The sequence below is a fragment of the Providencia sp. PROV252 genome, from assembly GCF_033676005.1.
GTDB classification, from domain to species: Bacteria; Pseudomonadota; Gammaproteobacteria; order Enterobacterales; family Enterobacteriaceae; genus Providencia; species Providencia vermicola.
Genome location: NZ_CP096294.1, coordinates 3,185,568 through 3,211,863, shown reverse-complemented (window position 1 = coordinate 3,211,863; position 26,296 = coordinate 3,185,568). Strand labels below are relative to the sequence as shown.

At 41.9% G+C, this 26,296-nt stretch carries 21 protein-coding genes; 9 read left to right on the top strand and 12 right to left on the bottom strand.

Features of this window, described 5'->3' with window-relative positions:
• Positions 1-16: 16 nt before the first annotated feature.
• Entirely contained in the window at positions 17-874 is an 858-nt protein-coding gene (gene focA / locus M1F05_RS14780) for a formate transporter FocA (protein ID WP_206082824.1), read from the bottom strand.
• A 227-nt stretch (positions 875-1,101) separates the two neighbouring features.
• On the opposite strand from focA, the gene M1F05_RS14775 reads away from it, so the two are divergent.
• Complete coding sequence (locus M1F05_RS14775) at positions 1,102-2,079, top strand: LysR substrate-binding domain-containing protein (RefSeq protein ID WP_206082823.1); 978 nt, start codon at positions 1,102-1,104, stop codon at positions 2,077-2,079.
• Between the two features lie 60 nt (positions 2,080-2,139).
• Here M1F05_RS14775 and M1F05_RS14770 read toward each other — a convergent pair whose 3' ends face one another.
• The 5 genes from M1F05_RS14770 to M1F05_RS14750 all read right to left on the bottom strand — a co-directional run bounded on the left by M1F05_RS14770 (position 2,140) and on the right by M1F05_RS14750 (position 8,661).
• Complete coding sequence (locus M1F05_RS14770) at positions 2,140-3,318, bottom strand: M20 metallopeptidase family protein (RefSeq protein ID WP_206082822.1); 1,179 nt, start codon at positions 3,316-3,318, stop codon at positions 2,140-2,142.
• 576 nt (positions 3,319-3,894) lie between these two features.
• Positions 3,895-5,220, bottom strand: coding sequence for an amidohydrolase (locus M1F05_RS14765; RefSeq protein ID WP_206082821.1), 1,326 nt, complete (start codon positions 5,218-5,220; stop codon positions 3,895-3,897).
• A 19-nt stretch (positions 5,221-5,239) separates the two neighbouring features.
• A complete protein-coding gene (locus M1F05_RS14760) occupies positions 5,240-5,716 on the bottom strand; it encodes a hypothetical protein (protein ID WP_206082820.1) in 477 nt (158 codons plus the stop codon).
• Between the two features lie 12 nt (positions 5,717-5,728).
• On the bottom strand, positions 5,729-6,517 hold the full coding sequence (locus M1F05_RS14755; RefSeq protein ID WP_206082819.1) for a DUF3100 domain-containing protein: 789 nt from the start codon (positions 6,515-6,517) through the stop codon (positions 5,729-5,731).
• 704 nt (positions 6,518-7,221) lie between these two features.
• Positions 7,222-8,661 (bottom strand): mannitol dehydrogenase family protein, encoded by a 1,440-nt coding sequence (locus M1F05_RS14750; RefSeq protein ID WP_206082818.1) that lies wholly within the window; start codon positions 8,659-8,661, stop codon positions 7,222-7,224.
• Between the two features lie 427 nt (positions 8,662-9,088).
• Here M1F05_RS14750 and M1F05_RS14745 point away from each other — a divergent pair, with 427 nt between their 5' ends.
• The 5 genes from M1F05_RS14745 to M1F05_RS14725 all read left to right on the top strand — a co-directional run bounded on the left by M1F05_RS14745 (position 9,089) and on the right by M1F05_RS14725 (position 14,707).
• Positions 9,089-10,426, top strand: a complete 1,338-nt coding sequence (locus M1F05_RS14745; RefSeq protein WP_206082817.1) for an MFS transporter — start codon at positions 9,089-9,091, stop codon at positions 10,424-10,426.
• Between the two features lie 41 nt (positions 10,427-10,467).
• Positions 10,468-11,211, top strand: coding sequence for a glucosamine-6-phosphate deaminase (locus tag M1F05_RS14740; RefSeq protein WP_206082816.1), 744 nt, complete (start codon positions 10,468-10,470; stop codon positions 11,209-11,211).
• Positions 11,212-11,235: 24 nt separating this feature from the next.
• Positions 11,236-12,267, top strand: a complete 1,032-nt coding sequence (locus tag M1F05_RS14735) for an N-acetylglucosamine-6-phosphate deacetylase (protein WP_206082815.1) — start codon at positions 11,236-11,238, stop codon at positions 12,265-12,267.
• A gap of 318 nt (positions 12,268-12,585) precedes the next feature.
• The gene (locus M1F05_RS14730; protein ID WP_206082814.1) at positions 12,586-13,761 is read left to right on the top strand and encodes an ROK family protein; all 1,176 of its coding nucleotides are present in this window, start codon (positions 12,586-12,588) and stop codon (positions 13,759-13,761) included.
• A gap of 319 nt (positions 13,762-14,080) precedes the next feature.
• On the top strand, positions 14,081-14,707 hold the full coding sequence (locus tag M1F05_RS14725; RefSeq protein WP_206083031.1) for an SDR family oxidoreductase: 627 nt from the start codon (positions 14,081-14,083) through the stop codon (positions 14,705-14,707).
• A gap of 24 nt (positions 14,708-14,731) precedes the next feature.
• On the opposite strand, the gene M1F05_RS14720 is transcribed toward M1F05_RS14725, so the two are convergent.
• Positions 14,732-15,268, bottom strand: a complete 537-nt coding sequence (locus M1F05_RS14720) for a GNAT family N-acetyltransferase (protein ID WP_206082813.1) — start codon at positions 15,266-15,268, stop codon at positions 14,732-14,734.
• A 223-nt stretch (positions 15,269-15,491) separates the two neighbouring features.
• On the opposite strand from M1F05_RS14720, the gene M1F05_RS14715 reads away from it, so the two are divergent.
• Positions 15,492-15,941, top strand: coding sequence for a DJ-1/PfpI family protein (locus M1F05_RS14715; protein ID WP_206082812.1), 450 nt, complete (start codon positions 15,492-15,494; stop codon positions 15,939-15,941).
• A 59-nt stretch (positions 15,942-16,000) separates the two neighbouring features.
• Here the strand turns inward: M1F05_RS14715 and torD are convergent, their stop codons facing one another.
• Genes torD through torC form a run of 3 tightly spaced genes read right to left on the bottom strand, consistent with a single transcriptional unit; the run spans position 16,001 to position 20,330 of the window.
• Positions 16,001-16,618, bottom strand: a complete 618-nt coding sequence (gene torD, locus M1F05_RS14710) for a molecular chaperone TorD (protein ID WP_206082811.1) — start codon at positions 16,616-16,618, stop codon at positions 16,001-16,003.
• Positions 16,615-19,161 (bottom strand): trimethylamine-N-oxide reductase TorA, encoded by a 2,547-nt coding sequence (gene torA / locus M1F05_RS14705; protein ID WP_206082810.1) that lies wholly within the window; start codon positions 19,159-19,161, stop codon positions 16,615-16,617. The genes torD and torA overlap by 4 nt, the downstream gene beginning before the upstream one ends.
• Complete coding sequence (torC, locus tag M1F05_RS14700) at positions 19,161-20,330, bottom strand: pentaheme c-type cytochrome TorC (RefSeq protein ID WP_206082809.1); 1,170 nt, start codon at positions 20,328-20,330, stop codon at positions 19,161-19,163. The genes torA and torC overlap by 1 nt, the downstream gene beginning before the upstream one ends.
• 136 nt (positions 20,331-20,466) lie before the next feature.
• Here torC and torR point away from each other — a divergent pair, with 136 nt between their 5' ends.
• Positions 20,467-21,168, top strand: coding sequence for a two-component system response regulator TorR (gene torR, locus M1F05_RS14695; protein ID WP_206082808.1), 702 nt, complete (start codon positions 20,467-20,469; stop codon positions 21,166-21,168).
• On the opposite strand, the gene torT is transcribed toward torR, so the two are convergent.
• Complete coding sequence (torT, locus tag M1F05_RS14690) at positions 21,141-22,172, bottom strand: TMAO reductase system periplasmic protein TorT (protein ID WP_206083029.1); 1,032 nt, start codon at positions 22,170-22,172, stop codon at positions 21,141-21,143. The two genes, torR and torT, sit on opposite strands and share 28 nt — an antisense overlap.
• An 84-nt stretch (positions 22,173-22,256) precedes the next feature.
• Here torT and torS point away from each other — a divergent pair, with 84 nt between their 5' ends.
• Entirely contained in the window at positions 22,257-25,019 is a 2,763-nt protein-coding gene (gene torS, locus M1F05_RS14685) for a TMAO reductase system sensor histidine kinase/response regulator TorS (RefSeq protein WP_206082807.1), read from the top strand.
• Positions 25,020-25,077: 58 nt separating this feature from the next.
• Here torS and cfa read toward each other — a convergent pair whose 3' ends face one another.
• Complete coding sequence (gene cfa, locus M1F05_RS14680) at positions 25,078-26,241, bottom strand: cyclopropane fatty acyl phospholipid synthase (protein WP_206082806.1); 1,164 nt, start codon at positions 26,239-26,241, stop codon at positions 25,078-25,080.
• Between the last annotated feature and the right edge of the window lie 55 nt (positions 26,242-26,296).

Here is a 26,296-nt window from a genome sequence, read left to right as displayed (position 1 = left end):
GTTATTTTTAATTTTATTAATGCTCACTTTTTTGATTTTTCAAATAAATCCACCAGTAGGTAATCCCCACGAGTACGCCACCACCAATAATATTGCCAATGGTGACAGGGATAAGGTTGTCGGTAATAAAATTGTTGACGGTTAAAGCAGGGAAGCTATCAGCGGAACTGTGGATTGCATTCCAAAATGTGTCGGGAGCAAAGTTGCGTATGACAATGGCTAAGGGAATAAGAAACATATTGGCGATGCTGTGCTCAAAGCCACTGGCGACAAACATGCCGATCGGCAGCGTCAAAGCGACAATTTTGTCGGTCAAAGAGTGACCAGAATAACTTAACCAAACCGCAAGACAGACCATCAAGTTGCACAGTGTGCCAAGGCAAACGGCCTCAACAAACGTATGGTGCATTTTATGGTCAGCCGTTTGCAAAACATTCAGTCCCCACAGGCCATTGCTGTTCATTAATTGGCCTGAAAACCAGATAAGCGCGACAAAGAAAATTGCGCCAACAAAGTTACCAAGATAAACCAATATCCAATTACTAATCAATTGCTTATACGTAATTAAATTGCTGGCTTTTGCCATAACGGTGAGGACTGTTGAGGTGAAAAGATCGGCTCCACATACTACCACTAAAATCAGCCCTAATGAGAAGCAAAGCCCTCCTGCTAATTTAGTGAGTGAATTTGCGGGAACGGCGCCTGTCGTAACCGTGATATAGAACGTAAATGCGATAGAAATAAAAATACCAGCCATAATCGCTAAAAAAAAGCTAATATCCTTTTTTTTGCTGACTTTATAAAGGCCTGCTTGCTCTGCGACTTTAGCCATTTCCGCAGGGAGACGTAAGTCAAAGATATTATTGTCTTTCATGAGATGCTCCTTGGATAGTGCTATGAATAGAGGTCATTACAAAATAAATGCATAACCTATGCCAAGGTTGAACGAGTTTTATCATTAGAAAAGAATAATGAGTAGCCATTAATTTAGTGGGCTTATCTTTTTGTGATACAATTATTGCGCACAACATGGTGTATGTTGTATAAAAAATTGTCTCTTTTAATTCTTATTTTGATCCATTTAAACTGGATAAATCAGCAATGAACATTAGTCAGCTAAAAAGTTTTGTTGAGGTGGTAAGAAGTGATTTTAATATCACTAATGCTGCTGAGAAAATGTATACCTCGCAACCTACAGTGAGTAAGCAGCTTAAACTATTGGAAGATGAGCTGAATGTTTCTTTATTTAATCGGAAAAATAATAACTTACTTTCATTAAGCCCGATTGGAGAACAAGTTCACCAAGTGGCCTGCGATATTTTGGCGCAGTTTGATAAAATTAAAAATATTGTTTCCCACGAAGACACGACGATTAAACAAAATCTGCATATTGCCACGACACATACACAAATCCGCTATAAATTGCCAAAGGTGATTGAGCGCTTTAATGCACGTTACCCCAATATTTCCCTGCATTTTCATCAAGGTGCGCCAGCGCAGTTAGCAGAAATGGTTAACAATGGGGATGTGGATTTTGCTATCGCAACAGAATCGATGCACCTTTATGATGACTTATTAGCCTTGCCTTGCTACCAGTGGTCACGTAGCGTTATCGTTCCCCATGATCACCCACTTGCACAGTGTGAAAAATTAACGATTGAGGAACTTGCTCAATACCCACTAATTACCTATGTGTTTGGTTTTACAGGTCAATCAAAGCTCGACCAAGTTTTCTATCAAAATAAATTAACGCCAAATGTTGTATTAACGGCAGTTGATACAGAAATTATTAAATACTATGTGAAGCACGGGGCAGGGGTTGGTATTATTTCGACCGTTGCTTTTGACCCTGAAGAAGACAGCGAGACATTACGTTGCATTGATATTAGTAATTTAGTGAAGCCAAGTTATACACATGTTTGTATTAGTCGACATATGCACCTGAAAGACTATATGTATGACTTTATTTCCAGCTATGCCCCTCACCTTGATTTAAATTATATTCACCAATCTGCGCAATGGGTTCCAACGGATAAAAACGAGCGTGACGAGCTCTATCGCTCACTACCTGAACTCTAAGAAAAAAGCCGAATAATTTAGATTATTCGGCTTTAGATTACTGTGTGTATTATTTTAGTTTTAACGTGTCGCGATATTAATAAAAATCTGAGCGCCAATTAACAGACAGTCATCGTCGACAAAATAGGGATTGGCGTGCAGATAGTTATTGATGCCTTTTGCTTGGTTACCGCTACCTAAAAAGTACATGGCGCCAAGTTTATCTTTTGTGGCATTGACCATAAAACTGAAGTCTTCGCTTCCTGTCATTGGCTTGCCATTTGACTCAATGTTTTCAATGGGTAAGAATGCCGCCGCTGCATCGTAAATCACTTTAGCGGCTTGTGGGTGGTTTACGACTGCAGGGTAACCACTGCACTCAAGTGTCGTTTTGAAACCGCCAGCTTCACTACGTTCAACAATTTCTTTAAAGCTTGCTTTTAAGATTTTGTCGGTTTCCTCATCCATTGAACGAATGGTTCCACGTGCTTGGACATGATCGGCCAATGCATTTGGAATAGTTCCGCCGTTGATCATGCCGCAGCCAAAGACTGCAGGGCTAAAAGGATCGGTTTTTTTCGCAACAATATAATCCATGTAATCGATAATACGTGTTGCTTCGCGAATGGCATCTAGCCCTTTATGCGGTGTTGAGCCATGTGCGGAAACACCGTGTACATCCAGTGTCCAAGCTGAACCATAAGAGGACATCACGCCAGCGTTAAATTTGATGTTGCCTGTTTCAAATGCCGCATCATTGTGTAAGCCATAAACCTCATCAACGCCATCCATACAGCCCATTTCAACCATTTTATTGGCGCCAGGAACACGCATGTCTTCTTCTGCCATCTGGAAGATAAAACGAACGTTATGGGTCAGTTCATCGCGGTTTTCACTCAGGTATTTTGCCGCGGTCAGTGCGATGGTCATATGGGTATCGTGACCACAGTTGTGGGCACAACCTTCATGAACAGAACTGTGTTCGTTACAGGTTAAATCAGGCATTTCAAGGCCATCGATATCGGTACGATAAGCAATTAAACGCTTAGCAGGGTCAATAATCAGATCAGCGGTAAAACCGGTATAACCTTCAAATAGACGAATGCTGTAGCCAAAACTTTGCATCAGCTCGCGGCAGTATTGCGATGTTTTGAATTCTTGACCTGAGAGTTCAGGGATTTTATGTAAGTCTTGGCGCGTTTTTTTGCTAAATGTCTCAAGCGAAAAGAGTTTTTCACTAATATTGTACTTATTGGTCATTACATTATTTCCCGTATACAGAAAGCAATTTTCATGCTGTTAAAAGGGGCCCTGGTGTAAGCGTGTTCAATTCTTGGTGCTACAATGACATAACATCATTGTCATTTATTTTCAAAATAAGCCAAATTTCAGAAAATATCTGTTAGTGGTTATTGTTGATTATTATTGGTTAGCTAGATTTTAACGTTAATATTCAGAAAGTATGCGTGATGGGGATCGTATTTATATCATATCAGTATTTCATGGCTCATGAAGAATTTAGATGGTAAGCAAAAGAAATAAAGTAGAAAAATAAATTTATTTAAAAATGTATTATATATCAGTATGTTTTGTGGTTTTGTTGTATGGGTTTTAGTGTTTCTTTATATTTTTTTAGATGGATTTTCGTTAGGTTTTTATGATTTAAAAACGTTATTTAAAATAAGTTAATTGATTTGATAAATAAAGAATGCCCAATAAAATTAAATATATTTAAAAATAATCGTTGATAACGATAAATAAAAGGAAGGTGAGGAGGAGTGCATAAGAAATACCTCCTAAATATGTAGCTTTTAGCAACATATTTAGGGGGATAAATTAATTTTTAAAGGAGCTGATAAATGCGAGGTATTCTTCTTTGCTCATCAATGGCTTGTAATTATCCATAAGAGCATCAGCGCCAGCAGCATCATCAAACAACAGGTCAATAATGGTCATTGCCATCATTTGAGCTGGACGGATATAGGCCATATCATCATCAAATACCACGTAATCTTTACCATGTAATCCACCGCGAATTGCACCAATCCATGGGTGGCTCACTGGCATGATGTGGGAAAGATCGCCAGTATCTGTGCTACCTGTCATATGTTCTGCAACCCAGACATTGTCTTCACCAATTAAGTCATGAGCATTGTGCTGTAGTAAGTCATTGAGTGTGTCGTTGTTATAAAGTGGCAAATAACCTGGTAAATCTTTTACCTCCACTTCAGCGCCAACAGACATTGCCCCAGCAACCAGTGCACGAGTGATCCGCTCATTAGCATCAACCATCGCAGGGACATTTGAGGCTCTGACATAACTTTCCATCCGCACATCACTTGGCGTGACATTTACTAAATCGCCACCTTGGGTAATGATTGGGTGGAAACGGATATAATCTTTTTCTTGGAAGGTTTCGCGAATCGCATTTACCCCCATAATGCCCATCATGGCCGCATTCAGTGCGTTCACACCTAAATGGGGTGCCGCTGCGGCATGGGAAGATTTACCTTTGTAGTTAATCAGTTTGCCAATAAACCCATTGGTGGTTGTCGACATCTCGATAAAACCGATATCACGCTCAGGCTTAACACTGGTTAAGTGGATTTGCATCGCCATATCCACATCATCAAACTCACCGAGGGAGATTAATTCGGGCTTGCCACCGATATAATTGATTTTTCCTTGTTCAATCAATTTATTGCGGTAGGCAAGCTCGACATATTCCTCAGCGGGAACCGCGAAGGGAACCACGTCCCCCGCGAGGTATTCCATTGCACCTGACTTAACCAGACCAATTGTCACCGCCATCATATTGGCAATTTGCGCATTGTGCCCACAGCAATGAGCCGCGCCTGTGAGGTCATCGGCATCAGGGTGCTCAGCACAAATGATGGCATCTAACTCGCCAATCACGGCAATACTGTGCTTGCTTCCTTTGCCACCTTTTAAGCGTGCTTTAACACCTGTTAGGGCAAGTTGATTGCGGTAGTTTACGCCTAAAGCGGAAAATGCGGCTTCAACTTTTTTTGCTGTTTTGGTTTCTTTATAACCCAGTTCAGGCTCTGCCCAAATATCGTCTGCTAGCTTTTTGATTATGTCTTTGTTAGACGCAATAGCTTCACATACTTTGGCTTTCAATTGGTCTTTGGTCATTGTCATGGTTAATATTTTCCTCTATTTAGATAACGCCACTCCATGAAAGAGTCACTTGACCAATAAGTGCAGCGAATAAGAATGTTCCCGTGAATACCGCCAGTGAAACTGGAATAATCCGCCAAGAGATGGCTTTAAATTTTTCGATATCTTTACCGAGTGAAAGACCTGCAAATGCCAGTACCGTGGTACTAATAACAGCAAGTGAAATTTTGCCTGTCATTGCGATCATTTCTTTATCGTAAGGGAATAATGGTGAACACAGACCCGCAGCAATGAGGGATACCCAGAAAATAACGGGTAATTTACCTAATGGTGGGATTTGTGCGATTAAGTACGCCACAAATGACATACCACCTAAAAGCGCCATCGCGATTAGCGAGTCGCTAAAGACTGCGCCAAAACTACCCTGGCCATAGATTGAACCGCCCAGTGCATCACCCAATGAAGTGAAGATGATAACTAATACGATGATTATTGCAATTTCTGCCATCTTTTTCATGATTTCGTATCCTTATTCTGTATCCGCTGATGCCATTGCACGTTTTCTTTTCAGTTTGTTGTACAAGAAAGAGGCAAAAGGTAAGGAGAAGAAAATGTAGATGTACAGACCTAAAACGGAAGACATCAAGTTTGCGGATGATGAAAATGCTTGGATATCCGCTGCATGTTGAGGGTAAAGTTCGAGTAGCGGTGCAACAGATGCAGCTAACATCGAACCACTACCAACACCAGCGCCCATGGCTAATGCAAGTGGGCTCATAATATCGAGTCCTGCAATAACACTGGCAATAATCCCCATCCAAACTGCACCATATAATGTACCGCAAATGTACATTGCCATGACGCCGCGGCCTTCTGGCGAACTTAAACCGTATTTCGCTTCGATGATGGCGATGTTTGGTTCGCGACCTATCGAATAGGTTGCTCCGACGGCTTCACGTCCCATACCTAACATAATGGCGAGCGGTAAACCGAGCAGAATAGTACCGATAAAGTGGCCAACTTCCTGAAGGATCAGCGCGCCACCTGCCTGAATAATTTTTTCCCAAGATGCACCAACAGAGGTGCTTAATTTTGCAATTAAGATAACTAACGCGACACTCATAATTGAGCTAGCACGTGCCATGTTTTGTTCATTAAGAATTTTGAATTTTGGGAAACTGACAATACCACCCATCAACATGGAATAAAGCATTGGAAAAACCATCACGAGACTGATTTTAATTTGCCCTATTGCTTCTGAAAGAAGAATGATAAGTAAGCTAACCAAAAGCAACTTACTATCTTTTAATATACCCATAGTGTTACCTTTCATTGGAAATGTTTTTAAGAGTAATTCGTATATATTTATAATAAAAAGCATTATTTGCGTATTCATACTATCCACGAAACTATTTTCCTGACAATATTCCGAAAAAGTCTCAGGCATGCCTAAAAGGCATGGTTAAAAATCATAAATTAATATTTATTAATAAATCAAAATAAAGAGAATTATTCTCAATTGTGTTTTTGGTAATATTCTTTTATTTTTCATCGAGATATAAAATTATGTTAATTTTTTAACATGTTGTTTCATAAGTGTTTTTGATTGCTTGCTGAATTTTAGTAAAAAACCGTTAATTTATAGGAGAATGTGATTTTGCTCTTGTTTTTCTATTCACTCTGAAAAAATAGCTAATTTAAATTTATTTATATAATGATGAAAATTGAATTTTAAATAGCATTAATAATGAATTTTTTGTTCTTTTGTTTCTATTTTAATCTGGATTAAATATTATTTAAGGTATAATTATCTGGCGTTGATTTCATTCATTTTTCTAAAATAAATTTGATAATTTAAAATATACCTACATTGGTAGGGGTTTTTGATCAAGATCTCAAAATTGAACATTTGTTAATTGAAAAGCAATAATGGGGGAGTAATTTGAAGGTAGGTCTGCATCATAAGACCAAAGTGTCTCGGGCTAGAGTGAGCGACTTAACCCGAGTGGAATTTCAATATTATTAATCGATTTTTGTTAAGTAATATTTGACAGTCTGTCGTGCTCCAAGTGTCAACAATTGTTGGTATGCGGTTTTTATTTTATTAACAATATCATTGTTTTGTGATATTTCTGGGCTAAATATTGCATCAATTTTTAATAGGGCATCAACGGCTTCTAAAGATGTACCATGGTGTTGATAAATCTTCGAAAACTCGTCGCTAAGTGGGTCTTTGATGGGAATAGGTTCTCCGTCCTCATTGATACCACTGACATATCTCATCCAGGCGGCAACGCCTAAAGCAAGTAATGGGTAGTCTGACCCCTTTTTCTGGTGCCAAAGTATAGAGTCGAGTAGGCGCTGAGGTAGTTTTTGGCTACCATCAACGGCTATCTGTGCTGTTTTATGTTTAATTGCTCGATTAGCAAAGCGAGTTAATAACTGTTGGGCATATTGGTTAAGATCAATATTATCAGGCAAGCTGAGAGTCGGTTTTTGTTCGGCTAGCATTATGCGTTGTACGATTTGGTAGTAATCCTGATTTTGCATGGCATCTGATATAAACTCATAACCGCCTAAATAGCCTAAATAAGCCAGGAATGAATGGCTGCCATTTAACATTCTTAGCTTCATCATTTCATAAGGTGCCACATCCTTAACAAATTGCGCTCCCACATAGTGCCAATCAGGTCGGCCGTTCGCAAAGCAATCTTCAATAACCCATTGCCGAAATGGCTCACTGATAACCGCACAAGGATCATCTTCACCTGTTAATTGCTTGATTTCAGCAAAAGAATCTTCGGTCATCGCAGGGACTATTCTATCCACCATCGTGCTTGGAAATGTGATATTTCGCTTAATCCACAATGCTAATTCACTATCTTGTTGTGCAGCCAAACTTAAAATAGCATTTCGTGCAACCTCACCATTATTTCTAATATTGTCGCAAGAAAGTATGGTCACAGGGGGAAGATTTTGTTGAAAGCGTATTTTGAGAGCGGCAAGGATATAGCCTAAAACAGACTCTGGCGTTTCAGGATAGGCGATATCTTGGCGTATTGCAGGATGTGATAAATTGAGTTTATTCGTTGAAGGATCAGTGCAATAGCCTTTTTCTGTTATTGTCAAAGAGATAATCGCAGTCTCAGGCGCTGCCATTTTTTCAATCACGGCATGTACCCCATCAATACGTGGGTGCATCGCTTCTTTTACTGAATTAATCCGTGTTAGCGTGGTTCTTTCTTCATCTTTTTCTAATAGTACGTAAGTGCAGTGGCGTTTATTTAGCTGACGGATAAGTTCTGCCCCGCGCGCCGACATTAAGTTTATTTCGCAATATCCCCAATCAGATTGAGATTGTTCAATTAATAGATGTGTATAAAGTGCTTGATGAGCACGATGAAATGCCCCGAAACCAAGGTGTACTATTCGAGGAACTAACTGATGCCTGTTGTTATCCATTATCACTCCCTATCATAAAAAGAATATGCGCTACGCACACTTTACTATTTTGGATTTTAAAAACAATTTTGTTTTAAATTGGAGGTAAAAATAGAAAAAGTGTCATGAATAATAAAAGTGTACAACGTTAAAATATTTATTAAAGAAATAATTTGGTTATGATTTTAATTTATTGATTTATATGTGTTTTTATTTACTTTTAAAGTTGGTAATTCGATGATTGAGTAGAAGGAAAAATTGAATTATTCAAATGACAGCACTGCTTTATCGATTAAATTTGATTTCGATCTCATTTTTAAATAAATTAAGAACAATTATGTTCTAAAATAATTGTCTCAGTGTTAGTTTCAATGGTGCGCGCTTTTTGTCCGTTTTGTTTGAACAAAACATACCTCAAATAATGTATTCCTAAAATGTAGGGGGCAGTATGAGTGACACTATTTCAGAACAATTAGCCACAGATACCGCGGTTGATAAGCCCGCGGCAGATAAAAAAACGATTAGAAAAGTGATGATGGCAAGCGTGTCAGGCACCGTAATTGAATGGTATGACTATTCACTCTATGGCGCAGCAGCAGGATTGGTGATTAACAAACTTTATTTTCCAAACTTATCACCAACAATTGCAACGCTGGCTGCATTTTTAACTTTTGCCGTCGGTTTTATTTCACGACCACTCGGTGGTGTGATCATTGCCCATATTGGTGATCGCTATGGGCGAAAACCAGCACTCATTTTTGCAATCGTCTTAATGGGGATTGCGACATTAGCGCTTGGGTTATTACCTACGTATTACCATATCGGCATTTGGGCAACGATTGCTCTGGTTATTATTCGGTTAATGCAAGGGTTTGGATCAGGGGCTGAATTAGCAGGTGCGCAAACCTTTGTGGCGGAATATGTCCCCATGAAGCAGCGGGGCTTCTATACATCGCTAATTAATGCTTCTACGGGGATTGCAATTTTGCTCTCCACAGCCGCATTTTTTGCCGTGACGCAGCTACCCGATGAAGCTTTTATGAGTTGGGGATGGCGGATACCTTTCTTGTTATCCATCGTTTTATTTATTGTTGCGATTTATATCCGTAAGCAATTAGATGAAACACCTGAATACGTTAAATCCGTTGAAAAAGCGGAGAAAGAGAAAAAAGAGCAAAAGATCCCAATTAAAGAGCTTTTTATACATAGCCGAAAAAATTTATTGTGTGGCTTCTTCAGTTTAGCGGGGCACCAAGCAAATGGTTATGTTCTTAGTGTGTTTAGTATTAGCTATCTGACCAATACATTAGGAATGGAAAAATCAGATGGATTGATGGCGTTAATGGTTGCTGTGCTGGTGAATACAATAATGACTCCTGTCATGGGACGTTTAACGGATAAATACGGAACTACGACCATTTTCTCTTTCGGCGCTATTTTCTTAGGTGCTTTTGCCTTTCCTTTATTCTGGTTTTTGGGGAGTGGCAGTTTAGTACTAGCAACGCTCGGTATGTGTATTGCGTATGGTATTGGACATGGTGCTACGTCAGGTGCACAAGGTGCATTCCTAGCCAATTTATTCCCAACACAATATCGTTATTCAGGTATTGCACTTTCACGAGAATTAAACAGTGTGATTTTCGCAGGGTCAACTCCCGTCATTGCGACCGCCCTTGTTACCGTTGGTGATGGCAAACCCACCTATGTTGTTTATTACCTGATTTTCTGTTGTGTACTGACGTTAGCCGCAGTGCAAATGGCGAAAAATTTAAAACAGCATCAATAAGGCCATTTGTGGTCGTATCAATATTTAAATATGAGGTTCGTATGAATATTACTATTTCCGACACGAAACATGCACTAGGTGAAAAAGCCAGTAAAGCTGGAGTGCAGGCCATTAAACAAGCAATGCGTGAAAAAAGCGAAATTGCCATTATTGTTGCCACTGGTGCCAGTCAGTTTGAGATGTTGGATTGCTTAATCAAAGAAGATATTGATTGGTCAAGGGTGACTATTTTTCACCTAGATGAATACATTGGCCTTGATGAGACTCATCCAGCGAGTTTTCGCCGTTATTTGCAAGAACGTTTAGTGGATAAATTACCCACGCTACACCAATTTATTGGTGTGAATGGTTCTGCTGATGATATTGGAAAGGAAATTCAACGGCTTAACGAGATTATCTCGCAGTATGAAATTGATGTCTGTTTTGCTGGTATTGGTGAAAATGCGCACTTAGCATTTAATGATCCACCCGCTGATTTTCATGCTACCTCTGCATATCTTGTTGTTAATCTTGATGAAGATTGTAGACGACAACAACTGGGTGAAAAATGGTTCGCGAGTTTAGATGAGGTGCCTAAACAGGCTATCTCGATGAGTATTCCACAGATCATGCGTTCAAAATCATTAATACTGAGTATACCTGATTTACGAAAAGCGAGGGCGGTGAAAAACACACTTGAAGGAGAAATCACTCCTCGTGTGCCTGCATCTATTGTTCAAAATCATGCCCAATGCCAAATATTTTTAGATAAAGATTCTGCGTCATTGTTATCAAAGGTTGATTAAGGAAAAGTATTGAAGGAACAAATTATGAAAATGACGGGTGGCTTATTTGATATTCAAGTCAATGGTTTTGCGGGTGTTGATTTTAATGACGAAAAAATCACCGCAGAGGCATTGGATCATGCGTTAGAGGCGATGTTAAAAACAGGCGTCACACTCTGTTTGCCAACATTAATAACAGCATCGGAATCATCTTTGATAAAGCGCTTTCGAGCGCTTGATAAGGCGGTATCCACAAGTCGCTTAGGGCCATGGATGGTGCCTGGCTATCATTTAGAAGGCCCTTTTATTAATTCCGCAATAGGCTATGCAGGATGTCATCCACCTAACGAAATTATTAAACCTGATGTGCACTTGATAAGTCGGTTAGAGCAGGAAATCACTAAGCCAATCTTATTGATCACTTATGCACCTGAGTTTGATGACGATTTTCAATTTACAAAGCAGTTAGTCGCGGAAGGTAAATGTATTGCAGTGGGCCACTCGAATGTTAGCTTTAACCAAATGGAAGCGGCAGCCAGCGCAGGGGTTTGCATGAGTACCCATTTAGGTAATGGGATCCCTCAACATTTGCATAAATTGGAAAATACGCTGCAAGCTCAATTAAGTTGCGATGCGATTGGCGCAAGTTTTATCGCAGATGGGATCCATATTCCATTTCCTGCGTTAAAAAATTTATTGCGAACAAAGACGGTAGCAAGGTCAATACTGGTTACTGATGCCGTCAGCGCAGCGGGATGTCATCAAGCTGGGGTCTACCAATTTGCAACAATGTCGATTGAGCGGGCGGCTGATGGCACAGTACGGGTACCAGGAGAGGTCAATTTAGCAGGGTCTAGTTTAACGTTAGATCAAGCCATTCGTAATGTTGTGACACATAAAATGGCTAAATTTGATGAGGCAATCATGATGGCGAGGATGAACCCATTACGCTATTTGCAATCAGCGTTCGACTTCCATGGGATAGTCCCTCAAATATCTGCGGTGAAATGGGATGAAAATATGAATGTCGTCAGTTGTGTATTAGGAGAAGATATCGCGCGCGAATATGTATTTTAAAATAATAAGCTATAGAATGTGTTAATAACTCAGTAGCTAGAGCTAAAGGTTTGCTCTGGCTACTTATAGGTGCAATAAGTGTTTGTACCTAAACCTTCTTCTTGCCTCTTGCGCTTCTCTAATGTTTTGTTTGTATTTTCTTTTGTGGATAGGGATTGATTGACTGCTATTCCTTAAGGCATACTTTGTCGATAGTGATTCACCATTTTTCCGCACATATAAGGGCTAGGCTGCCGATAAATAGCGTATTTTCCCGGTCGTTTAAGACAATTGTTTTTAGGGTAAGTTATTAATTAAACAGCTTTATATCTCACTATTATGATACTTAAACAAACGACAGGTTTTCTTTCTCACCTACCGATAACGCAACCCATAACCCACGATAAAGAGCGTATATTTTTTGCTATTTTAAATGGGCAAATCACAACTCGCCGCGAAGCCGTGAAGTTGTTGAATATTCGCTCGACAACAGTGTCTGAATATGTTGCACAACTTCTTGATAGCCGCTTATTAACTGAGACCATTAGCCAAAATTCAGGTCGGGGAAGGCCATCAATGGTTTTAGTTGTTAACCCTAACCGGTTAATTACATTAGTTTTTCAAGTGATTAGCTTGTCGTTGCACGTTTTTGCTATCAATTTAGTGTCAAATGTTATTGCTCATGAGCAACTCGAGGCATCCCCAGATTGCGATAATCAGGCATTGGCCGATAAGTTTAGCCAGCTCCATGAAAAAATTATGGTAAAGATCCCGAAATCAGCCGAAGTGGCTGGGTGCGTGTTTTCTCTAGGGGGAATTTTCGATAGCCAAACTTACCATTGGATACATGCTTCCCGATGGCCTCGAATGAATAACCTGAATATCAAAAAATTGTTTCCAGAGAATTATCGAGTCGTTTTGTCGCGTACGCTGGATGATGAACTGATGCTTCATGTTCTTGAACGCAATAGAAGTACTTTATTACTTCATTGGGGATATGGCGTTGGTGTTGCATTTAGTACAGCAGATAACCAGATTAACGTAGGTGGGCACGGGTTTGGCGAGATAGGCCATTGGCATATTCCCCAGCAAATAAAACCTTGCCAATGTGGGCAAGTGGGATGTTTAGAAACGGTGGCCGCGTTATGGTCCATCGGGCCTGATGTGCTTGGAAATAAATTCAAGGCACATGATGACGAGGAAAATATCGCTGAAATATTAGCAAGCTGTGATTTAGCCAGTAACCCCGTCATGCAGCAAGCAATTATTCATATGGTGAATGCAGCATCAAATATATGTCGGGTGTTTTTTCCTTCACGCCTCATTGTTTCAGGCCCATTTGTGAAAAATCCACAAGTTTGGGCGACTTTTTGTGAAAACTTTCAGCAGCAAAATGCATTTTTTGGACAAACTCTTCCAGAGCTTTCAATGAGCCAAATTAACCGCAACTCTCGCATTTATGGCGCTGCTTTGCCTGTTTTGGAACAAACATTATTGGAATTACTTGCTCAATAAACTCAACGATAAGTCATCAACTCTCAGCCCTGTGATCATCAAGGGCTAAAAGCGCTTAAGTATTAAAAGCCCTAACTGACTGTGCTTCCCTGCGCCAGTTTCATCACAAACTTCATCATCGTTCCCCCACCATCATTGATAACAGCATTGCCATTATCATCGCGAACTTAAGCCCTGAGCGTATTTTGAGGATATTATTGGATAGAAAAAGGGAATAAACGTGAGCTTGGTTGATGGTATTTTCAAAATGAATGGTATTTATATCTCAATTAGTTTGGTAGCGTGGTGGGTAATTTCAGTGAATAACAAAGGTGAATGTATGGCGCAGTGGCTACTTTTTGGGGCAGGTGGGAAAGGGGTTGGGAACATGATAGCCCAACTGGCGATTACAAATCAGCAGCAAGTGGTGGCAGTGGTACGCAATACTGAAGCCGCAGAAAAGTTGTCATTACAGGGGGTTAACGTATTTGTGGGGGATGCTTGCGATAAGGCCATCGTGACCGCAGCATGCCAAGCGGCGGGAACCAATGCAACGGTGATTTCCACCATGGGAGGCTCACAAGATTATTTAGCGAACCGTACAGTGATTGACTGTGCGGAACAAGAAGGGATCTCCCGTATGGTATTGGTGACATCTTTGGGATGCGGGGATTCATGGCAATATCTTTCTTTACGGGCAAGAGCTGCTTTCGGACACGCCGTAAGGGAAAAATCACTGGCTGAATCATGGTTACAAACCAGCTCCCTTGATTTTGCGATTGTGCGACCAGGCGGGTTACTTCATGGGGATGCGACAGGAAAGTCCATTTTGCAGCAAACTGTTGAAGCGCATGGGTTAGTGATGCGGGCAGATGTTGCTGCGCAGGTTTACCAACTTGCGAGTCAAACAGAATTGAAAAATCAAATCTATAGCCTTATTCAGCCAAACCTGACTATCAGTAAATAAGGCTAGATTATCGTTATCAGCCTGTTACCATTGATCGCCACCGCGAAAGTCGCAGTACAGGGATTCAGTAAACTCAACAGAATTATCTCTAGACCAGCCCATCACGCCGCCTTCCTCGCCTTCAGAGCGGACGTAGGCGCCTTGGCGTAATTCAAACAAGGTGCCTTTCCACACTTTCCAACCAAGGGATTGATACAGATGGAACCCTTCGTCAGAGGCCGACAGCAAGCCAAGTTGGTAGCAATTGCCGATGATCGTATTTGTCATAGACATCAATTCACGCCCAATACCTTGGCGACGATAACTTTCCAGTACCGCCATGGCTTCGACATACCCCACTGAAATCGGTTTATCATTTATCGCCATATGGCGCTGAATTATCGCCACGTGACCCACGATACGATGTTGGTCATAGGCTAAAACGTGCATGCCGCCAAAGGCATGCTCAAAATCATCCCGAGTGAAATCCCCTTCAAATCCGACAAATAACATATCGAATAACGTGTCTTTTTCGTCATCAGTAAGCTGTGAAGTGTGGCACTGCCTGTATCGGATAATCATAAAATACCTAAATATGTTTCTCTCAGTCATCCTAATTGTAGGGAATTTTAGGATAATAAGTGGTGTTTTACGTGCTAGATAAGCATCATCAAAAGTTAAAGAGTCGCGCCTTTAAGCGGAGCGCATCAAGGATCAACTGGTTAAACTCTTGGTTGTTATGCCTATCACCAGACATTTGGCCATCACGCCCACAATTCGTTCTGCTCATGGGCTGGAAATTCCAGTGCATGGTTCAATTTCTGACGCGAATCAAGCCGATGCCGTGTTGTTTAGCAGCGGTAAAAAAGGCGTGCCAGACGTATTGGCGGATCCGAATTTTTTATCTGTATTACAGTTAGATTCAAACCGTCAATATATTGGCTCGATCTGTGCAGGAGCGTTTATTTTAGATGCGCTTGGCTTATTATCTGAACGAAAAGCGACAACTCACCAAGAGGCAAGAAAAGCGTTACAATTAAGGCAGATAGAGCCGATTGACCAGCCTCTTGTTTGTCATGGGAAAATCGCTACAGCGGGGGGATGCTTATCCACGTTGTACCTTGTCGGTTGGCTGATTGAATCACTATTTGATAAACAAAAGCGGAAAGAAACGCTATGCCATGTTTTACCAACGGGTCAGCAAACACGCTTTGAAAACTTAATCGAATCAAGTTTAATTCAAGCTCGAATTTAGGTTGTTTTAAATTGGGTCGCGTGTAAACACACGCAACCCAATAGGTATGAGTCACAACATTATTGATTTTGTTCGTCTAACTGAACTAATGTGAGTAATAATTGACTCAAGGCACCATAAAAACCGAATTCATCATAACGTTGGCAATTGTGACTAAATGTAGGTAACCACTGTAATAAGCACGATAAGGTTTGTTGGCGTAATTGCCTGATTTTTTCGTGATCGATATGGGGTTCACTGAGTGAAAAATGCAGGTGACTGAGTAATTCCAAAAAGATGGAAAGATGGTCTGACGGTTCATTAAATACATCACTGGTTTCCATTCCTGCTTCGAATAACAAACTCGCAATTTGTACGTTATTTGGCGCATTACTTGGGTAAACCGAGGCATAAGGTAAGGCAGATTGTTTATCTGACATTAAAAATAGGCTACAAAAATCCGCAGCCAGTTCTAATTGGGCGTCAGGTCGATGCGTAAGGGCATCGATTTTTATCTGTAATTCATGCGTTGGTGCAATTAATCTCGGTTCTTGCTCGATAATGGTAAACCAGTCCACCCTATCGGTGGACTGAAGTTGTGCCAATTGGGCGCTATCTAATTCACGTGAGAATAGTTGTGCTAGCCATGCATAAATACAGGCTATCTGTTCCCCGGTTAACACGCTGTTCTTGGTCATTTGTTCACCTGTGATGCAGGCACATATTCACATTGTGCCACCATTTCAATTGGCCCATCAAATGCACTAACGCTATCTAATTGCCCTGTGAATTTCTCGATCTCCACTAAGGTGGTATGTGCGCTGGTAGCCTGGGCGAGTTGTGATGTACCAATATCTAACGTTAATACGTTAGGGTTGCCATATTTACAAAGTGCATTGATTTCACCGCCTTTGGTAGGATCATACCAGGCACCTTCGTGAATACGGGCAACACCTTGCGCATACAAGTCAGAAACCACAGCACCAGCCAGAACTTGCCCGCGGTCATTAAAGACCCGAACCACATCACCGTTATGAATTCCACGAGCTTTGGCATCTTGAGGGCTGATAAATACGGGCTCTTTGCCACTGACAGAATAATATTGGCGTAGTGCTGGGGACTCACATAATTGCGAGTGCAAGCGAAAATCTGGGTGGGCAGATTGCAAGTGCAGAGGCCATTGCTTCGACCCAGGACCGCCGTGGGAGCGTTCAATTTTTTCAAACCACATCGGGTGACCTTGGCAGTCATCGTACTGCATGTCTGCGATGGTTTTTGAGTAAATCTCAATCAAGCCGCTTGGCGTACCCAGCGGTTCTAAATCAGGATCTTCCCTAAAGGCTTGATGGCGAACAAACATTTGTGGATGTTCAAATTCCACATAACCGTCTTTTTCCCAGAACGCATCAAAAGCAGGTAAATGGATCCCGCGGCCTTTTCCTTGCTGGCTGCCTTCTTGCCAAATACGTTTGAGCCAGCCCATTTGGTCTAAGCCTTCGGTGAATGCGTCTTCACGCCCAAAACGGCGGCATAAGTCACGGAAAATATCAAAATCGTTACGCGATTCAAATTGCGGCTCAACTAACTGTTTCATCGCAATAATGCCGCGATTAGAGTGGTTACCGTATTGGTCGAGGTCATTACGCTCAAATTGCGTTGTGGCAGGCAAGACAATATCGGCAAAACGGCAGGTAGATGTCCATTGGTTATCAATCGAAACCACCGTTTCAAGCTTACGCCACCCCTCAATAATACGGTTAATTTGCTGGTGGCGATGGAACGGGTTAGTACCCGCAAACACGCACATTTTTAATGGCGGTAGTTTGACGGATTTACCGTTCCAATTAATGGTTTTACCCGGCTCTAGAATCGCATCGATAAAACGCGCGATTGGAATGGTACTGCTATAGCCCTTGTAATCGTTGCTGTCGTGGATTGGCGGGACTTTGGTTGAGCCAGAAAAGCCACTTAAAATAATTCCTTGGCGGCTTGGTGTGCCTGCACCGTTATAGTGCCAGCCGAAACCAAACCCACCCCCAGGTAAACCAATTTGGCCTAACATCGCGGCGAGCACAACAATCATCCACGACCATTGTTCGCCATGCTGCATGCGCTGCACACACCAACCCGCAATAATTTGCGTGCGGTTTGCCGCCATTTGGCGTGCAAGTGTGCGGATTGTTTCAGTATCAATACCACAAATTTTAGCTGCCCATTCTGCATCTTTGGCTTGCCCATCTTTTTCCCCCAGTAAATAGGGTAAGAATTGCTCAAAACCAACACAGTAATCTTTAAGGAAGTTTTTATCGTGTAAATTTTCCGTGTATAGCGTGTGGGCTAAAGCGAGTTGTAAAGGTACATCGGCTTGTGGATTGATGGCGATGTGTTGAACATTGTCGCGTCCAAGATAATCATGAGTAGAGGTAATGATTGGGTCGACACTAATTACTTTTATCTCACCACTTGCTGCTTTTTCTTTTAGCTGCTCGTAATAAGCGTATACGTCGTGGTCTGGGCACCACCAGTTAGCTTGTTGGTTTTTAATGAGATCAGAGCCCCATAACACGATGGTTTTGCTGTTTTCTAATACCAGTGGCCATGAAGTTTGTTGCTCATAGACCTCCATCGAACCCACTACGCGAGGTAAAATAACCTGCGCAGCTCCCGTGGAGTAGTCGCCACCCGTGCTGACGCTGTTACCGTGCAGGGCGATAGCGCGGGCAAGCATCCCAGAAGCATTATGGAACATCCCCGTTGATTGCCAGCCACTTGCGGTTAATAACCCGCTTGGGCCATAAGTTGTCTGAATGCGTTCAAGCTCTTGATAGAATAAATCTAGGGCTTCATCCCACGAAACACGCACAAATCGGTTATCGCCCCGTTGGGTGGTATCACTTAAATGGCGCTTGCGTAGCCAATCAACCCGCACCATTGGGTAGCGAATGCGTGCAGTGCCATGTACGTGGTCAGGTAAACCAGCGATCATTTTGGATGGAAATTTGTCGCGCTCAAATGCTTTCGCTTCGATAAATCGACCATCAACAACGGTGGCGCGAATAGCACCCCAATGCGATCCCGTTAAAATGCCTTCTTGTACAACAGCGGTTTGTTCTGCTGCCGTTGCTGCACTGGCTTTTCGTGGGGTTAGTAATGAAGGGCCTAGCATCCCTGCCACCGTTAGCCCGCCTAGTTGGGCAAGAAAGCGTCGACGAGAAGCTTGAAATGTCGGATTATTTTTCATTATTTTTCTCCGTTGTCACCATGTGCAGCACCACCTGTATCAGATGCATTCATTTGCAGGTATTTCAATAAGGTACGTTCTTCGCGCTTATCTAAACTGGTAAAACCAATCATGCCATTTAGGGTGCCTATCCAGCCGTTGGCGTCGAAGTGGGCGATGTCAGGTGCACCGTGGCACTGGTTGCATGAACCGTTGTACAGGGAGTCTGCATAAGCCCAAATTGGTTTGATATCGTTGACCATATCCCCTTGCTGCATCCACGCAGTGGCTTGCAATTTGCTCCACGAGGTATCAGTGGCTTCAACGGTCGTGCTTTCGAGGGTTTTTACATTTTCTTGAACATCACCACGAATGGACGCAACGAAAATACGTTTGCCTGGTAACTCAGAAAGTACACGGCGGCGGCCATCGGTTTCTGTCCAACCCGTAATTTCGACTTGTAGCCAATCACCATCGCGTTTTAACACTTTCACTTCAGATGCTGGTAACAGTGAGCCTGCTGGGTCTTTATCGCCTTTTTGAGCATAAAGCGGTTTGATATCAAGGGAATATAATGTATTGCCATCGTCATTTGCTTTGGAACGTAATTCATCGAACTGTTTACGAAAACCGCTGCTCATATCGGGTAATTGGTGGGCAATCCCTTTGTGACAATCGATGCAAGATTGGTTATCTTTCGCTGCAATTTGCATTTGGCGTGCCGCTTCTGGGTTTTGCTTAGCGTGATCCATTGAATCGTAATCATGGCAGGAGCGGCATGTCGCGGAATTATTTTCTTTCATGCGAGCCCACTCGCGTTCTGCAAGTTCTGCACGTTTCGCTTCAAATTTTTCTGGGGTATCGATCGAATGTGCGATAAATGTTTGATAAATATCATTGCTCGCTTCGAGTTTACGTTTAATCATGCCAGGGAGGTCATTTGGTATATGACAATCGTGGCACTCTGCACGAACACCAGAAGCATTTTGGAAATGAACAGATTGTTTATATTCTTCATAAACGGTTTCCATGCTGTGACAGCTAACGCAGAATTCCGTTGTACTGGTGACTTTCATTCCCACATGAGGAACAACGATGAGTGCAACGCCGACAACAATACCGACGATAAGTAGTGTGAGCATTGACCAGCGCGCACTTGGCCTTAATAACGCTCTCCAGAGTTTCCGCATAATATCCCCTAAAATAATATGGTTTAATATAGAGGATCTTATTCAGCAAATATGAATAGCGGTACTGGTCAGGATGAACAGCATGCGGCAAGATGTGAATAAATATGAACAGATATGAACAGAAGAGAAGAAATTGATGGCATCACATCATATTGTGGTTGTTGAAGACGAACCCGTGACTCAGGCACGGTTGCAAGCCTATTTTGAGCAAGAAGGGTATCGTGTTTCGGTCACGGGGAGTGGTGCGGGTCTGCGTGAAATTATGGAGCTTCAGCCTGTCGACCTGATTTTATTAGATATTAATTTACCTGATGAGAACGGATTGATGCTCACAAGGGCACTGCGAGAGCGATTTACGGTAGGGATTATTTTAGTGACAGGGCGCTGCGACCAAATTGACCGTATTGTTGGTTTAGAGATGGGAGCGGATGACTATGTGACGAAGCCGCTGGAATTGCGGGAGTTAGTCGTGCGTGTGAAAAATCTTTTATGGCGCATTGACTTAGCGAACCAAGCGCACTCGCAACCTATTTCCCAAGACAATTGCTACCAATTTGCAGGTTATTGCCTCAATGTGTCTATGCACACGTTAGAGTTTAACCAAGAAACCATAAAATTAACGCGTGCTGAATATGAAATGTTAGTGGCTTTTGTGACGAATCCAAGGGAAATTCTAAGTCGTGAGCGGTTATTACGTATGTTATCAGCACGCCGCGTTGATAACCCAGATTTGCGTACTGTCGATGTGCTAATCCGCCGTTTGCGTCATAAATTAAAGGCGGATTTATTGGTTACTCAGCATGGTGAAGGTTATTTTTTAGCGGCTGATGTATATTGATAAACAGGGCGAAATCCCCCAGGAGAAAGTGAACAACGTAAGTGCTCACTATCGGCATTTTTCTGGGTTAATACTAAAATGGGTGGGCTAATATTATCTGGTACGGCATGGCCTTCGAGCACATTAATTGCTTGTTCAATGACGAGTTCCCCTTGCCAAACCATTTGGTCGCTGGCTGCCATGATAATTCGGCCGCGTTTTAAGCCACGATAGACTTGGTGGGACAAGTAAAAAGAAACAATATTGAGTGGTTTTGCAAGGTTTCGTTTTTCACCCATCGCAGCCTCTGCGGCAATGGCCGTACCGACCACCACATCGGCATCAGGGTGACGCTCTAGCATTTCATGTAACAAATTACGTTGAATTTCAAGGTCGTTATCACCATGGGCAATATCAAGAATAGTTACATTGCTTTTAGCTATAGCTTGTTGGAAACCATCTTCCATTTCTTGACTGCCACCTGCATCACGAGGGCCTGGCATCAGTAATACTTTTAATGGGTTGCCTTTGCTCCATTGAACAAGGTAACGACCAGGTTGATAGCCCATTTGGAACCAAGGTACACCCACGCGAGTTTTAATGATGTTATTGTGAGTGGCATTTATCACTTCAATAACAGGTAAATGACCTACTTGTTGGCTTAAGTTAGGAAATGATGTGGTGCTACTGCCTAGCAACAACGCGTCGGCTCCCCATTGTTGGCATTGGGAAATTTGTTTTTGCTGAGTCGCTAGCTGATTATAACCGCCCGCTTCCAAAACTTTTAAATCGACGCCGTAAGTCTGGGCTGCTTTTTGCATACCATAATTGATGGATAACCAATAAGAATCTTTTAAACTTGGGTAAAGGGCACATAACTTCCAAACTTTGTCGGTTTGGGGCGTTTGGTGTTTTTGATGACTGAAAGACAAATTATCTTGCCAACGCAATAGCGACTCGTTTTTATCCGCAGCATAACCGAGTGCCGCGTAAAACGTGACGAACAGTAAAATAAATGCGCGCATGATAGCCTCACTGGTCATAAACCTTTATCCTAAATGCTTTTGTAATATGAACTCAACCTTTATTAACCGCTAGGTACGTAAACTGTGAATTTATCACTAACTCGACGATTGTGGATGGGCTTTGCCTTAATGGCCGCATTGACGTTCATCAGTACCCTAGTGGGCTGGTATAACCTCCGTTTTGTTAGTCAGGTTGAGCAAGATAACACCCAAGCCCTAATTCCAACCATGAATATGGCGCGCCAATTAAGTGAAGCCAGCGCATGGGAGCTTTTTTCAGCACAAAATTTGACTAATGCAGATAATGAAAACAGCTGGCTTGCCCAAGGCCGAATGCTAACAGCACAAAGCTTAAAAATTACGAACTTATTGAAAACCCTTCGTGAACAAGGGTTTGATACATCAGCAATTGAACAGCAAGAAAAAGAGATCGCCAAGTCGTTAAGCCAACAGGGGGAGCTTGTTGGCCAACGGCTGACGTTGCGTAATACACAGCGACAACTACGCCAACGAATTATTTCAGCGGCAGGGGAAATTGCGCAGTTAGCTCATGGGCAGGCAAATAATGCGACAACCTCTGCAGGAGCAACGCAAGTTAGTTTATATGATTTAATTGAAGAAAAACGAACTTCATCAGCGCAGGCGGCACTTGATCGCTTAATTGATATTGACCTTGAATATGTCAGTCAAATGAATGAATTACGGCTCAGTGCGATGCGTGTTCAACAGATGGTGTTAAATTTAAGTACATTGCCATTAACCCCAAATACAGTGGAGTTAGATAACCAACTCAACCAAGCAGTGAAAATCCTCCAACGTCGGCAAAAATACATTGAAGATCCTGCAGTTCGTCACCAAGTAGGAAATGCATTAGACATCGTTAGCCGTTATGTGGAGTTGATTTCGCTATATCGCCAAGAAAACGATATCACCACGCGTTTACAGATTTTATCGCAAAATAATATTGACCAATTTGCACGCTTTAGCAGTGAAGTTACCCAACTGGTTGATACGATTGAACAACGTAATCAAACAGCACTTGTCGAACTCAAGCAAGCCAGTGAACGGGGGCAAAACTGGTTGTTGTTACTCAGTGTTGTGTCACTTTTTTCATTTATTTTGATTTTATGGCGTGTGGTTTATCGGCTAGTGACTAAACCACTCGCGCAGCAAACACAAGCTCTCCAGCGGTTACTTGAGGGGGATATTGATTCCGCATTTCCTGAAACAGCGGGGGTGAAAGAATTAGACACCATCGGTCGTTTGATGGATGCGTTTCGCTCAAGTGTTCATGCGCTGAATAGTCAGCGTGAACAGCTCGCCGATCAGGTCAAAGCACGGACTGCGGAATTACGGGTATTGGTGGTAGAGCACCGAAAAGCACGCGCCGAAGCGGAAAAGGCCAACCATGCAAAATCTGCCTTTTTGGCTGCCATGAGTCATGAAATTCGCACACCGCTATATGGTATTTTAGGCACAGCGCAGTTGTTATTAGAAAAGCCACCGCTTAAGCAATATCGTGAAGATTTGCACGCCATCACAGATTCAGGTGAGTCTTTACTGGCTATTTTAAATGATATTTTAGATTACTCCGCCATTGAAGCAGGCGGGCAGAATGTTTCTATCAGCGATGAACCTTTTCTACCAAAACCGCTACTAGAAAGCACATTATATTTAATGAATGCGAGCAATAAAAACCGCGCTATCACAATGGTGGCAGATATTGCGGATGACTTGCCTGTGGCACTACAGGGCGACCCATTACGTATTAGACAGATTATTACTAATTTGTTGAGCAATGCACTGCGCTTTACACAGGCAGGGCAAATTACCTTACGCAGTTGTCGTTTTGGTAAATACTGGTTTATTGAGGTAGAAGATACTGGGTGTGGCATTGAAGGCTCGCGCCTAGCTGATATTTTCAAACCGTTTGTGCAAGTGGATAGCCAACGAGGCGGAACAGGTCTTGGGTTGACCATCAGTGCAAGCTTGGCTGAGGCCATGGGGGGAGAGCTTACTGTGAATAGTGAGTTGGGTGTTGGAAGCTGTTTTCGTTTAACATTACCCCTTTGCCCTGCGTTAAAGCCCATTGATAATTCTTCTGATTTACCTGTTAACATGCATGGTGTGAGTTTATTGCTGATTGAAGATAACCCGTTGACACAAAAAATTAGCAGTGAAATGCTAATTTCAAGTGGGGCGAAAGTGACAGTCGCGGGGTCAGCGGCAGAAGCGCTGGCAATACTCTCGCAACAACCTTCCTTTACTGCTGCACTAGTCGATTTTGGCTTGCCAGATATTGATGGGATTACATTAGCGAAGCAGTTATCAGAGCAATATCCGTTGCTTCTCCTGATTGGTTTTAGTGCCCATGTGATTGATGAAACGTTGAGACAACGTACTCATAAAATTTTCCGTGGGATCATTCAAAAGCCTGTTCCGAGGGATACACTAAATCAATTAATTACTAAATATATTTCGGGTGGGGAATGCATTTCAATTCCATCTATTATTCCTGAGAATATACAGTCAGTTAATTTAGTGCAATTGGAAAATGATGCACAATTAATGGGTTACCCAAAAATCAAGGACTGGGTAGCTATTTTTAAACAGCATTCTTTCCCCTTATTGGCTGATATTGAGGCTGCTTATCAACATAATGATACTGAACGTATAAAAAAGTTGGCTCATCAATTAAAAAGCAGCTGCGCCAGTTTAGGCCTACAAATGGCGATGGCGACGTGTGTTCTTTTAGAAAAAGAACCTTTACAATCCACTGAATTAAGAAAAGAAATAGAAGATGGGTTACAAGTGATTGAGAAATGGTTGGAAAACCAATCGACTTGATTCAAGTTTCAAATGTTGTGAAAAAGGCGATTTAATCGCCTTTTTACGGCATCATTGTTTACCTTGCAACTCTTAAGCCACCTTCGACCCCTTGCGGGCTCCATAAAATTTGCCATAACTGGATATCACGGGCTCGAAAAGCGCCAGCACAGGCATTCAAGTAATAAGAAAACATCCGTTTAAAGCGCGGTGTATAATTATGCTCTAGCTCAGGCCAAGCTGATTGGAAACGTGAATACCACGCCATAAGCGTTTTATCATAGTCAGCACCAAAGTTATGCCAATCTTCCATCACTAATTTGTTTTCGCTACTTTCGCCAATATTTTGCAGTGAAGGCAGACAACCATTTGGAAATATATATTTATTGATCCATGCGTCAACATTTACCTTATTTCGATTGGAACCAATCGTGTGCAATAAAAATAGCCCATCTGGTTTTAAATTTCGTTTCACCACATCAAAATACGTTGCATAATTTTTGGGGCCGACATGTTCAAACATGCCAACGGAAACAATGCGGTCAAATTGGGCATTAAGATTACGATAATCTTCTAACATAATTTGCACATCAAGTTCAGCACATCGCGCTTGTGCATATTTCTGTTGCTCAGCCGAAATCGTTACACCCGTTACCGACACTGAAAAATGCTTTGCAGCAAAAGCCGCAAGGCCTCCCCAACCACAACCGATATCAAGTAAACGCATTCCTGGTTTTAATTGCAGTTTTTCGCAAATCAGTTTTAATTTTTGTTCTTGTGCTATCGGCAAGTTCTCGGGGGTATTATCTAAACCTTTCCAATAACCACAGGAATATTGCATATAAGGGTCAAGCATCCGTGAGAATAGGTCGTTCCCAAGGTCGTAATGCTCTTCACCTACAATGCGTGCGCGTTTTGGTGTTTGTAAATTACGGATGCGTGCAATCGCAATTTTCAGTATATCGCTGAAATTATGTGGTAGTTTTTTATCGAGACCATGGCGGAGTACATGGTGGAAAAAAATATCTAAACGTTCGCAATCCCACCAACCCGCCATATAACTTTCACCAAGTGCAATGGAACCTTGTTGTAAGACATGTTTATAAAATTGGTCATTATGGACACGAATATCGAAAGGTTGGGAGCCATTAATTTCAATGCCAGCTTCGCTTAATAACTCACTAACAATGCGCTTCCAAGAGTCGACAGAGGTTTTTTGATTAACAGCATGTTCAGTACTCATCTGATCTCCAATTTTTAGCAAAGTGGGATTCAGAGAGCTTTATTTGTGACGTATT

Bases quoted from the DNA above. Each gene is read 5' to 3' on its own strand.
- focA (WP_206082824.1), bottom strand. From the start codon at position 874: ATGAAAGACAATAATATCTTTGACTTACGTCTCCCTGCGGAAATGGCT.
- M1F05_RS14775 (WP_206082823.1), top strand. From the start codon at position 1,102: ATGAACATTAGTCAGCTAAAAAGTTTTGTTGAGGTGGTAAGAAGTGAT.
- M1F05_RS14770 (WP_206082822.1), bottom strand. From the start codon at position 3,318: ATGACCAATAAGTACAATATTAGTGAAAAACTCTTTTCGCTTGAGACA.
- M1F05_RS14765 (WP_206082821.1), bottom strand. From the start codon at position 5,220: ATGACAATGACCAAAGACCAATTGAAAGCCAAAGTATGTGAAGCTATT.
- M1F05_RS14760 (WP_206082820.1), bottom strand. From the start codon at position 5,716: ATGAAAAAGATGGCAGAAATTGCAATAATCATCGTATTAGTTATCATC.
- M1F05_RS14755 (WP_206082819.1), bottom strand. From the start codon at position 6,517: ATGGGTATATTAAAAGATAGTAAGTTGCTTTTGGTTAGCTTACTTATC.
- M1F05_RS14750 (WP_206082818.1), bottom strand. From the start codon at position 8,661: ATGGATAACAACAGGCATCAGTTAGTTCCTCGAATAGTACACCTTGGT.
- M1F05_RS14745 (WP_206082817.1), top strand. From the start codon at position 9,089: ATGAGTGACACTATTTCAGAACAATTAGCCACAGATACCGCGGTTGAT.
- M1F05_RS14740 (WP_206082816.1), top strand. From the start codon at position 10,468: ATGAATATTACTATTTCCGACACGAAACATGCACTAGGTGAAAAAGCC.
- M1F05_RS14735 (WP_206082815.1), top strand. From the start codon at position 11,236: ATGAAAATGACGGGTGGCTTATTTGATATTCAAGTCAATGGTTTTGCG.
- M1F05_RS14730 (WP_206082814.1), top strand. From the start codon at position 12,586: ATGATACTTAAACAAACGACAGGTTTTCTTTCTCACCTACCGATAACG.
- M1F05_RS14725 (WP_206083031.1), top strand. From the start codon at position 14,081: ATGGCGCAGTGGCTACTTTTTGGGGCAGGTGGGAAAGGGGTTGGGAAC.
- M1F05_RS14720 (WP_206082813.1), bottom strand. From the start codon at position 15,268: ATGATTATCCGATACAGGCAGTGCCACACTTCACAGCTTACTGATGAC.
- torD (WP_206082811.1), bottom strand. From the start codon at position 16,618: ATGACCAAGAACAGCGTGTTAACCGGGGAACAGATAGCCTGTATTTAT.
- torA (WP_206082810.1), bottom strand. From the start codon at position 19,161: ATGAAAAATAATCCGACATTTCAAGCTTCTCGTCGACGCTTTCTTGCC.
- torC (WP_206082809.1), bottom strand. From the start codon at position 20,330: ATGCGGAAACTCTGGAGAGCGTTATTAAGGCCAAGTGCGCGCTGGTCA.
- torR (WP_206082808.1), top strand. From the start codon at position 20,467: ATGGCATCACATCATATTGTGGTTGTTGAAGACGAACCCGTGACTCAG.
- torT (WP_206083029.1), bottom strand. From the start codon at position 22,172: ATGCGCGCATTTATTTTACTGTTCGTCACGTTTTACGCGGCACTCGGT.
- cfa (WP_206082806.1), bottom strand. From the start codon at position 26,241: ATGAGTACTGAACATGCTGTTAATCAAAAAACCTCTGTCGACTCTTGG.